Genomic DNA, 11,055 nt, shown 5'->3' with positions numbered 1-11,055 from the left:
GACGCTGTTATCGGATTGCAATTGCGTTAAACTTGCATGCATCGTAGCAAATGCCGCACTTGATGCATTTGTCCTGGTCCAGCACATGGGTTTCCTTTTTGGCCCCTGTGATGGCGTCCTGGGGACATTTCCGGGCGCAAAGGCCGCAGCCTGTGCAGGTTCCGTCCACGATCTCGTAGTGGAACAGGGGCTTGCACACGCCCGCGGGGCATTTTTTGTCCTTGATATGCGCTTCGTACTCATGCCGGAAATACATGAGGGTGGTCAAAACCGGGTTGGGCGAGGAGGTTCCCAAGCCGCACAGGGAGAATTTCTGGACCATGGCGCCCAGTTCCTCCAGGAGCTCGATGTCGCCTTCCTTGCCGTGGCCGGCGCAGATGCGGGTCAATACGTCCAGCATCTGCTTGATGCCTTCGCGGCAGGGGTTGCACTGGCCGCAGGATTCTTCCTTGAGGAAGTCCAGAAAGTACCGGGCCACGTCCACCATGCAGGTGTCTTGGTCCATGACGATCATGCCGCCGGAGCCCATCATGGACCCGATCTTGACCAGTTCGTCAAAGTCCACGGGGACGTCCAGGAATTGCTCCGGGATGCAGCCGCCGGAAGGCCCGCCGCTCTGGACCGCCTTGAATTTCTTTTTCTTGGGAATGCCGCCGCCGATGTCGTAGATGATGGTGCGGAGGTTGGTTCCCATGGGCACTTCCACCAGGCCGGTGTTCACCACGTTGCCCACCAGGGAGAAGATCTTGGTGCCCTTGCTGCCTTCGGTTCCCATGGAGGCGTACCATTCGGCGCCGTTGTTGATGATATGGGGCACGTTGGCGTAGGTTTCCACGTTGTTCAGGGAGGAGGGGCTTTCCCGGAATCCCTTTTCCACGGTATGGACGTATTTGGCGCGGGGCCTGCCGGGTTTTCCTTCCAGGGAGGCCATGAGCGCCGTGGACTCGCCGCAGACAAAGGAGCCGCCGCCCCGGCTGACCTTGATGTCGAAATCAAAGCCCGAACCCAGGATGTTCTTGCCCAAAAGACCGATTTCCCGGGCGCTTTTCAGGGCGATGTTCAGGTTCTTGACCGCCAGGGGATACTCATGGCGCACGTAGACGAAGCCGTTGTGGGACTGCATGGCCACGGCCGCGATGAGCATGCCCTCGATGATGCTGTGGGGGTTGCCTTCCAAAAGGCTGCGGTCCATGTATGCGCCGGGGTCGCCTTCGTCCGCGTTGCAGATAACGTAGCGGTCGCCGTCATGCTTGGCGCAGGAGGCCCACTTAATGCCCGTGGGAAAGCCGCCGCCGCCCCGGCCTCTGAGGCCGGCGCCCTTGATTTCCTGGATGATCTGTTGGGGCTCCATTTCGAACAAGGCTTTTTCCAGGCCCTTGTAACCGTCCTCGGCGATATAGTGGAGGACGTTCGTGGGATCGATCATCTGGTTGCGGCCGAAAATGACGCGCTTTTGGAGCTTGTAAAAGGGGATGTCCTTTTCGTGGATGATTTTCTTTTTGCTGACAGGGTCCTTGAACAGGAACTTCTCCACGATCTCCCCGTTCTTCAGCGTCATCTCCACGATGTCAGGAATCATGTCGGGCTTCACCTGGGGATAGAAAATTCCCTCCGGGTGAATGACCATGATAGGGCCTTTTTCACAAAAGCCATGGCAGCCCGTAAGACGCACCTCCACTTGATCGGAAAGGCCGGCTTTCTTCAGTTCGGCCACAAGGCTGTCGTAAACGCTGGCAGTGCCGTAAGCGCCGCAGCCCGATCCGGAGCAGAGGGAAATAAGTTTTTTATTGCCATCCTTGTGCTGGGCCACAAGGTTTTTACGGAGTGTAATTAGTTCGTCTCTGTTTTTTAACCTGTCCACCATCTACCTCCGGCGCCCCAGGCGCGTATAGAGAATTAAAAATCGCCCGAAACACGCAGCTTAATGTAACATTCATGATTTGGTCAAACCAGGTCCGGCGGATGAGGCCGGAACCTCCCCGCGCAAACTATCAAGAAACCAAAAGAATACTGATGAGGAAAAACATTGTCAATAAAAAAAGGCCGCGGACCCCTAAGGGTTCCGCGGCCTGTTATGAGGGGTCGCAACTCGGCTATGCGGCAAGGCGGGAGGCCTTTTCCACAGCCGTGCGAATTTCTGCGGGGGTGAAGGGCTTGGGAACGTACAGCATGGCGCCGAGTCGGGAAGTCTCCACGGCCGTCTCGATGCTGGCGTACCCGGTGATGATCACAATCTTGGCGTTAGGCTGCATTTTGTGCACCGCTTCCAGGAGCTCCAGTCCGACCACGCCGGGCATCTTGAGATCCAGGATGATGACCCGGTAAAATCCCTTGCTGACTTTTTCCAGGGCTTCGTCCCGCGTGGTCGCCTGATCCACGGTGTACTGCCCTTTTTTCAGAATCTTTCGGATGTTGTTATTGACCGCCACCTCGTCGTCAACCACCAGAATATCCGAGGCCAGGGCCAGTTCAATCTCCTTACCGCTCAATTTCGCCTCCATCTTCCGGACGCTTCCCCTCAGCTCCTCAAAGGGAATGCGGGAGAACCCGTCGCGATCCAAATGCTTGACGTACTCGGTTCCCACGGCGTCCGTAATGTCGGACAGGGCGTCGGTGGTCCCGGGGATATGACTTTCCTTCTTCTTGTACATGGCCGCCAGCCTGGCCCGGTTCAAACGGGCCTCCATGCGCGCGGCGCTGGCCTTCAGCTCCTCGTAGGGCATGAACGCAAAGCCGTCGCGCCCCAGGTTGGCCACGTATTCCGGGCCTGTGGCTTCCACCACTTCCTCGTAGTTAAAAGGCATATCCACGCCGATCAACTCCTGAATGGCAGGGGCGGCGTCTTCGGCCTTGGCCTTTTTGGCCTCTTGGGGGCACAGGCCCTTTTTCTCGCCGGCCTTGCAGGTGTGGCCCAACTTCTGGAAAACATTGCAAACCTTCTTGCCGATGTCGCAGAAGCCCTCCCCCACGTCCGCTTCCGAAAGCATGTCCAGGGGCAGGTTCAGGTGCATGGCGTCAATGTCTTCCCGCTCCACGTCGCCCACCGAGGCTTCGTACAGGTCTCCGGCCACGGACCGGTCCACCAGTTCGCGCAGTTCGTCCGGGGTGAAAGGCTTGGGCAGATAATCCAGGGCGCCCAGGCGGATGGCCTTGACGGCGGTTTCCGTGGAAGCGTAAGCCGTCATCATCAGCACCTGGGTCAGGGGCCATTGGTTCTTGACCATTTTGAGCAATTCCAGGCCATTCATTTCCGGCATGACTATATCCGAAATCAACAGGGAGTATGACCGCTTGGCCATCTCTTCCAGCGCTTCCTTGGCGCTGGACGCCTGGAAGACCTCATATTCGGCTTTGGACAGAATTTTGGTCACGTTCTGCAGGATGCCGGGCTCGTCGTCCACCACTAAGATTCTTTGGATTTGGCTCATAAGGTCCTCCTTTCGTAAGAGGTGTTTCACGTTACATCGTCGCTTTCCTTAAGAGCATCAATCGTGCCAACCAGAATATTTTTATTTAACATATTGATTTATTTTACTATTTTCGTTTTGGCAAAACCTCCGCCTTAAAAACGTCACAAAAAATTATACGCCGCCTTGATCGGTGATTTTCCCCGCACGCCCCTAAACACAGGAGGGTATTTATAAATAAATTCTTGAATATAAAGTAAATAGTTTAGTGAAACACCCGAATATTTTAATGTATATATTTCATATACGGCGTATATCTTTCCCCATGCCGCCCGAAGGCGATTTCATGCCTATGCGCCGGCCCGGAACAAGGTTTATCAGGATATTTTATAATTAATTCAAATTATTATAATAGGACAAATATTTTTTGCATGTATTTTTTATTTATGCCTTTTTCTTCTTGCAAAGGAGATTCAATGGGCGTATTAACCTCGGAACTTAATAATTCGAAACCTAATTATTAGGAAGATAATTATATGCGCAACGAAATGCATTACGAACTCATGGCCACCCAATCCGTGTTCAAAAAAACGATCCTGGAGGAAATCGCCAAGACCTGCCCGGACCTGTCGCCGGGGCAGCCCAAGGTCCTGGCCTTTCTCATGGCCGAGCCCCATTCCATCCAATGCGAGATTGCGGAAGGCTGCTTTATTGAGCCCCCCACCCTGACGAATATTCTCGCGAAAATGGAGGCCGCCGGCCTGATCGAACGCGTCAGAAACCACGAAAACCGCCGGACCGTAACGGTTTCCCTGTCTGAAAAGGGCTATGAAACCGCTCAAAAGGTCAAGCGGGCCTTCGCCATTGTGGAGGCCAGGGCTTTGAAAGAAGTCGGCAGGGAGGAGGAGGAATTCCTGATTCCCCTTTTGAAAAAGCTCCGGAGCAACCTGCTCAAGGAGAGCGCCAATGCCTAGCCGGGAATTACGAAGACGGATGATCTGCCTGGGCGTGGGCCTTGCGCTGGCCGGGCTGGGCGTTGCATTAAGCACGCAGGCCGGCCTGGGAACCACGCCTATTTCCAGCGTGCCTTACGTCCTGACCTTTTTGTCGCCCCTGAGCTTCGGGACCTGGACCTTTATTTTCAACATCCTGTTTATAATAGGGCAGATGATCCTGCTTAAAAAGGAGTTCCGAAGGATTCAGTATTTTCAGCTGGTTGTCATAACCATCTTTGGGGTCTTCATTGACGTGGGCATGTATTTGACCGAGTTTTACATCCCGGACGCCTATTGGAAGCAAATCGTGGAGTTGCTCTTGGGGTGCTTTGTCCTGGCTGCCGGGATCACCTGTGAACTGACGGCTGACCTTATATATATACCGGGAGAAGGATTCGCCCAGGCCTTTTGCTACGCGAAAAAGAAGGAGTTCGGCCTGGTGAAGGTGGGGCTGGATGTGTCTTTGGTGGTGACGGCCCTGGCCATTTCCCTTATCGGCGCCCGGCAGATCCTCGGCCTGCGCGAAGGGACCTTTATCGCCGCCTTTGCCGTGGGCTGGATGATCCGCCTGCTGCTGCAGCACGTGGATTTTTTGAGGGCATGGTGCTACGGCGCGCCCCAGCCGGCGGATAAAGCCAAGGCTCTGACTATGGATGCACAACTATCGATAAAATGACAAATCCCCTTATCAAGGACCTCTTCTCTATGGCGCCGGATTCCCGATTACTGCATTCGGGAATGACGGACTCAAACGCTCCTCGGCAAGGGGGAAGCAACATGAATTCAGTTGCTTGAGATATGCATTCCCACGGGAACCATGGGACCGAGAAAAAGGGAAGCAAATCATTTTTAGCTTGGAAATCAGCCTTGCTCGAACAAAAAATGCTCCGCACACTGGCAGGATACTGCTCTGCCGGCGCCCCCCAAAGACAAGGACAGGGGGCGCTGGATTCCCGATAGGGCCATTCAGGAGTGACAAATCTGACCACGCTTTTGCGCGCAGCGCCATTGAATAGTTTTTGATCAAACTTTTTTCAAAAAGTTTGCCGCCGGAGGCATGCTTTTCTGTCTTTGGCAGTTTGCCGCCGGAGGCATGCTTTTCCGTCTGTGGCAGTTTACCGCCGGAGGCATGCTTTTCCGTCTGCGGCAGTTGGCCGCCGGAGGCGAAAAACCCTTTTTCTTTATCTGTTGTTTGTAGGGAATAGGGAGGCCGCAAATGCGGCCTCCCGTGTTTTTTCATGCAGGGGCGAGGTTACTGCAGCAGGGCTTTGATAAAGCAGGAGCTGGAGTCGCCGTCGTCTGAAGAAGACCTGGAGCCGGAAGAGGCGGCCGGAGTCGCCAGGACGCCCGGGTCCACAATCACGCCGTTGATGGTTCCGTCAGCGTCGGTGTCCGGGTCTCCGTCCTGGAGGGTGACCACGATGGTTTCGTCGCCGTCGTTGTCGTCAAAAGGCAGGCTGACCCAGCCGCCGGCCACGATTTTATAGAACTTGGCGTTGGTGGGAACCGCGTCGGGGAAGGTAAGCGTCAGGGTGACGATGTCTCCGTCCGCGCTGGCTGCGTTCAGGCCGTGGACTTCCAGCTTAAAGGCGCCGTAGGGATAGCTCATGCTGGCGGGCTTGTTGGTTTGGCTCAGGGAAGGATCGTCGCAGTACAGGGCTTCCACTTTTTTCAGTTCCCCTGCATCCACTTCCGCGGTCATATTGTCCAGGCCTGTCATGGGCCGGAACTGCGCTTTTTTAGGATCTGCGGAGTCGCCTTCCTCGCTGTCCAGAATGCCGTTTCCGTTGGAGTCGGCGCCGTCAATGGCGCCGTAGATGATGATCTTGCCCTGGTCCACGTAATTCCAGCCGGCTTCCAGGATGTCGATATCCGTAATGCCGTCGGGCAGGGGCTCCACGCGGATGATGGTGGCCGAGCGGCTGGATGCGCCGGCGTTATGATCCCAGTCATAGTCATAGGGCCAGACCACGTCCTGCACATCGGATTTGCTGGACTGGTCGGGCGGACAAGGGGTCACCTGGGGGGGCACCACCCGGAAAGGCCCGGAGCCGTCCAGTTTATTGTCATTGTTCAGAACGCCTGTATCGAGATAGCTTCCCTCCCGTTGGTAGGCGAGGATCATGTGCAGTCCGCCGTCCACGGCAATGACGTCGCCGTGGTTGCGGCCCTTGCAGGAGGGCGCGCTGTAATCGCACCATCCATCGGCGTTCAAGGCCTCGTCGGCCTCGGCGTCATACTGGAACTGGGCCTCAGCGTATTCTCCCTTCACATGGTAATGGTTTTCCTGGCCGTCCGCTTCCATGGGATGGTAATTGGACCATCCGTCGGGGGCGAACACGGTGATGCCTGTGGCGGAGTCCAGAATGCCGGCGTCTTCAAGAAGGTCTTCCATAATCACGCCCGTGTACTCGGCGTAAAAATCGCCGGAGCGGCTGGTGTTCATAAGCAGAAACTGGGTGTGCTGATCCATGGCTTCGATCTGATCCATGGAATAGACCCGGAACGCCGCGGGGGTTTTGGAGGGGTCGTCGTTCGCGTTGCCAGGATAGGAGACAGCCGTGATTTCCTCCAGGTTGGTGTAATTGTCTCCATCGGAATCATCGTCTTCAATGGCCGCGACCGCCGCCTGATTGCGTCCGGCGGTGAAGTAATCCTTGCCGTACTGGTTCAGGGTGTTCCAGATGTTGCCGGACTCGTCGTACCCGTATCCGTGCTCACTGTCGTGGCACCACTGGCAGCTTCCCAGGGTGACGGTTTTGCCGTTTTTTTCGTACTCCCCGCCGCAATGGCACAAGGCGCATTGGTCCAGTTTGGTGCCTGAGGCGGCGGGATACACCGCCGTAAAATTGTCCGAGTCGATTTCCCCCTGATGGTGATAAGCCGCCATGCCCGTGGATCCTGTAATGGCAATTAGTAAAATGGCAAACAACAATACCGGTCTCTTCATTTTCCTCCCTTTCTTCATCAAGCGCTTAAAAACCTAATTGGAACCTGCTTATTATAAGATCCTCCTTGTCGCTATACAGGGATGTGCCGGTGCTGGAATCCCGGTATATCAGGAGGGGTTGATCGAATGTGGTGCGGGTGAATTCCAGGGACAGGCGGGCGTACTGGTTCAAGTACCAATTCAGGCCAAAGGTCATGGCCTCGGCTTCCCTCACGGAATCGCCCACAAAAACCAAGGTGTCGTACACCTTGTCGCCGGCGTCGAAATTATCGTACCGGAAAGCCAGGCCCAAGGCTCCATAGCCTCCGTCTCCCAATGCGTTCGCGGGAATGACGGGCTGGATGGCGCCCCGGGACGCAAGGACGGGCTCGCCGGTGATGATCCAGGCGCCCGCTCCGTAATAGCCCGTCATTTCGGCGTCAAAGGTTTGAGCCTTGCTTTCTACGTCATCGTACCGGGCCTGGATGTACTCGCCGAACAGGGCCACGGGGCCGTAGGTCCAGGCCGCGTCCGCGCCGTGGCGGATGAGGGTGTCGCAGTTTCGGATGATGCTGAACTTCGCATTGGTGGCTAAGGAAAAGAAATCAGTACGGCCGGCCGTGCTGATATCCAGGCTGACCGTGTTGGCGTCCGCCCGCTGATAAGAACCGCTGGCGCCCAGATGAAAGCCTTGTAACAGGGGAAATCCTGCGTGGGCGAAGGGGGCCGCGCCGATCCGGGCGCACACTTCGGGCTCGTCCACGTTTCCTCCGGAGGCGTCATCCATGCCGTCGCCGTTGAACACGCCCAGCCTGTAATACAAAGCGTTGTCCCAAAAACCGCCGAAAGCCATGACGCCCACGTCCCTGCCGGGATTCAGGCCAAAGCCCATGGAGCGCTCCGTAAAAAACAGGTCGCTGTCCGAAGAAAGGGCTTCCAGGCCAAAAGGCTCCTTGAACTGGCCTGCACGGAGGGAAAACGCGTCATGAATCCGGGCGTTCACATAGGCGTCCAGCAAACGCCGGGAGTTGACTCCCTGGAACTCGTAAGACATGGCAAAGTCAAACAAAGGGGAGAGCTTGCCCTTGGTGATCAGCCTGGCCCGGCGAATGTCAAAACCGTCCGTTCCCGGGTCCGTGCCGATTCCTTCGGGCTCCAGGTCATAGTCATAGGCCTTATAATCCGTCTGCAAAAGGCCCTTCAGATGAAACCGGGCGGAGCCGTCCCGAGTTTTCAGGCAAAAGCCGTCATCCAGGACGCCCACAAGCTCCTTGCCGGACTCCTTGCCGCCCAAAGCCGGAGACGCCTCTTGAGAAAGATTCAGAGAGTCATCCTGCGCGGCCTCGCCCCCCAAAATGAACGCGGCATCCTCTTCGGTGAGCACCCCTTTTTTCTTCAGGAGCAGCACCAGGGCTTCCTGGGCGGCCGCCCCGGCTTCCGTGTTTGCAGCCTCCTTTTTTTGAAGCGCCGTCACTTCCTGAGAGGACAAAATCCCCTTGGTTTCTAATATTTCCAATAAGTTGTTATTAAAAGAATCCTGCGCATAAGCCCCGGAGACCAGCAACAACACCACGCCTACCATCAGCAACATTTTTTTTACCGACACTTTGAACTCCACAACTTGTAAATTCATGTAAGGAAAGAAAGATCGTTTTTCAACGAACGGGTCTATATATCAAATATGATACAACGGAAGGCCATCCTTATACCAAATATGATACAACGATCCGGGCTCACTTAATACCCATGTTTAACAGAAGTCAAACATTTTTTGTAATTAGCTGAAAAGGAAATGATCCGATCATTTCGGCGAAAGCAGGCCGACTCGGCGGCCGGACCAAATCTCCCGGGTTCAAAGGCCCGGATGTCTTCATAATCTCGCCGATACCGTTTGGGTTAGTTCAACGGGACCACCAAAGGCCGGCCGTTGTGGTGGAGGATTTCCACGGGGATGTCGTACACCTCTTCTATCATTTCTTCGGAGACTTCCTGGATTTCGCCGGCCGAATGGATTTCTCCGTTTTTCAGAAACACGAATTTATCGGCGAAGCGTAAAGCGGAATTCAGATTATGCATGGTCATAACCGCACCCACGTTGTGCTCCTTGACCACCCTTTGGATCAGGGACAGGATGTTCATGGTGTTCTTGAGGTCCAGGCTGCTGGTGGGCTCGTCCAAAAGCATCAAGCGGGGCTCCTGAACCAAGGCCCGGCCCACGGCCACCTTTTGCAATTCGCCGCCGCTCATTTCGTCGATGTGGCGCATGGCCAGGTCTTCCAGGCCCAAAACCTTGATGGCGCCGTCCACCATGCGGATGTCGTCCTCTGAGGTGCGAAACCTTATGTGGGGCTTGCGGCCCATGAGGATGGCGTCAAAGGCGGTCATGCGGGTTTTGGCCTGATACTGGGCCACGTACCCCACCCTGCGGGCGATGGCGGCGGGCTCCATTTTCAGGACGTCCCCGCCTTCCACCATGATGGTTCCGGCCTTGGGTTTTAAAATGGCGTTGATGCACCGCAAAAGGGTGGTTTTTCCCACCCCGTTGGGGCCCAGGATGACCAGCATTTCACCCCGGTCCACGTTCAATTGGACGTTCTTCAGGATGTCCTTGCCGTTGTATCCGAATTTTACGCCGTCCACTTCCAGAATCATTTTGCGTATCCTTTGATGATCAATGCCAGAAAAACCGGCGCGCCCATAAACGCCGTAAGAATGGAGACGGGCAAAAGATGCGGCGCCAGGATCAGCCGGGCCACGGTGTCCGAAGCCAAAAGCAAAATGGCGCCCAGCAGCATGGAGGCCGGCAGGAGGTATCGATTGTCCCCGCCGATCAGGCGCCTGACCATGTGGGGGCAGACCAAACCCACAAAGCCGATGATCCCCAGAAAGGCCACGGCCACGGCCGTCACCAGAGAGGCGATGATCATGCCCCATATGCGCACCCGCTGCACCCGGACTCCCAGGCCCTGGGCGGTTTCGTCTCCGGCGTCCACGGCGTTGTAATTCCAGGCGTTCAAAAGAAAATAGGCCGACGCCGCCAGGGTGATGACGGACAGCACCCCCAGCTCGGACCAGGAAGCCCGGCCCACGTCGCCGAAGGTCCAGAAAACCATGGCGGCAAGCTGCACGTCGTCGGCGAAAAACTGAAGAAACATGGTCCCGGCCGTAAACAAGGCGCCCAAAGCCACGCCGGATAGCACCATGATTTCCGGCGAAGCGCCCCGCATGCGGGAGATTCCCACAATCACCCCGGAAGCGCCCATGGAAAAAAGGAAGGCCATGCCGGTGGTCACGTAAGGATTGGAAATGGTCACCGCGCCCACGTGGGAGCTGGCCATGGTTCCCGAGCCCATGATCATCACTGCAAAGGCGGCTCCAAAGGCAGCGGCGTGGGATATGCCCAAGGTGAAGGGCGAGCCCAAGGGATTGCGCAAAACCGACTGCATGACCGCTCCGGAAAGGGACAACCCGGCTCCGGCCACGATGGCGGCCAGCACCTGGGGCAGACGGATGTTCCAGACGATCAACTCCGTGCGCTTGGCCGCGTCAAATCCCAACAGGGCTTTGGCCACCTCTCCAATGGGCAGGCTGGCCGCGCCCTTGGAGATGCTCACCAGGGAAATCAATACCAATACTATTCCGGAGAACGCCAGCAAGGCGGCTTTGCGCCCCACATAGCGGGAGTATTCTTCGTGTTTTTCGCCGTGATTCAGGTGCATGTTTC

9 protein-coding genes are annotated in these 11,055 nt (G+C 56.1%); 2 read left to right on the top strand and 7 right to left on the bottom strand.

Annotated elements, in window-relative coordinates; genetic code table 11:
- Positions 1-7: 7 nt before the first annotated feature.
- Together BUE18_RS00125 and BUE18_RS00120 are read right to left on the bottom strand one after the other, a co-directional pair.
- A complete protein-coding gene (locus BUE18_RS00125; protein ID WP_073471715.1) occupies positions 8-1,864 on the bottom strand; it encodes an NADH-ubiquinone oxidoreductase-F iron-sulfur binding region domain-containing protein in 1,857 nt (618 codons plus the stop codon).
- A gap of 229 nt (positions 1,865-2,093) precedes the next feature.
- Entirely contained in the window at positions 2,094-3,428 is a 1,335-nt protein-coding gene (locus tag BUE18_RS00120; RefSeq protein WP_073471714.1) for a response regulator, read from the bottom strand.
- Between the two features lie 515 nt (positions 3,429-3,943).
- Here BUE18_RS00120 and BUE18_RS00115 point away from each other — a divergent pair.
- Both BUE18_RS00115 and BUE18_RS00110 read left to right on the top strand, forming a co-directional pair.
- A complete protein-coding gene (locus tag BUE18_RS00115) occupies positions 3,944-4,381 on the top strand; it encodes a MarR family winged helix-turn-helix transcriptional regulator (RefSeq protein ID WP_073471712.1) in 438 nt (145 codons plus the stop codon).
- A complete protein-coding gene (locus BUE18_RS00110) occupies positions 4,374-5,078 on the top strand; it encodes a YczE/YyaS/YitT family protein (protein WP_139264558.1) in 705 nt (234 codons plus the stop codon). The genes BUE18_RS00115 and BUE18_RS00110 overlap by 8 nt, the downstream gene beginning before the upstream one ends.
- A 27-nt stretch (positions 5,079-5,105) precedes the next feature.
- Here BUE18_RS00110 and BUE18_RS27390 read toward each other — a convergent pair whose 3' ends face one another.
- The 5 genes from BUE18_RS27390 to BUE18_RS00090 form a co-directional block, all read right to left on the bottom strand.
- Positions 5,106-5,618, bottom strand: coding sequence for a hypothetical protein (locus BUE18_RS27390; RefSeq protein ID WP_170868220.1), 513 nt, complete (start codon positions 5,616-5,618; stop codon positions 5,106-5,108).
- Between the two features lie 36 nt (positions 5,619-5,654).
- Positions 5,655-7,352 (bottom strand): GEGP motif-containing diheme protein, encoded by a 1,698-nt coding sequence (locus BUE18_RS00105; protein ID WP_073471708.1) that lies wholly within the window; start codon positions 7,350-7,352, stop codon positions 5,655-5,657.
- Between the two features lie 25 nt (positions 7,353-7,377).
- Complete coding sequence (locus tag BUE18_RS00100; RefSeq protein ID WP_073471707.1) at positions 7,378-8,937, bottom strand: OprO/OprP family phosphate-selective porin; 1,560 nt, start codon at positions 8,935-8,937, stop codon at positions 7,378-7,380.
- Between the two features lie 290 nt (positions 8,938-9,227).
- On the bottom strand, positions 9,228-9,983 hold the full coding sequence (locus BUE18_RS00095) for an ABC transporter ATP-binding protein (RefSeq protein WP_073471705.1): 756 nt from the start codon (positions 9,981-9,983) through the stop codon (positions 9,228-9,230).
- Entirely contained in the window at positions 9,980-11,050 is a 1,071-nt protein-coding gene (locus BUE18_RS00090) for a FecCD family ABC transporter permease (protein ID WP_073471703.1), read from the bottom strand. The genes BUE18_RS00095 and BUE18_RS00090 overlap by 4 nt, the downstream gene beginning before the upstream one ends.
- Positions 11,051-11,055 lie beyond the last annotated feature (5 nt).

The organism is Desulfatibacillum alkenivorans DSM 16219 (assembly GCF_900142135.1).
Taxonomy (GTDB): domain Bacteria; phylum Desulfobacterota; class Desulfobacteria; order Desulfobacterales; family Desulfatibacillaceae; genus Desulfatibacillum; species Desulfatibacillum alkenivorans.
This window is presented reverse-complemented; position numbering and strand designations above follow the sequence as displayed.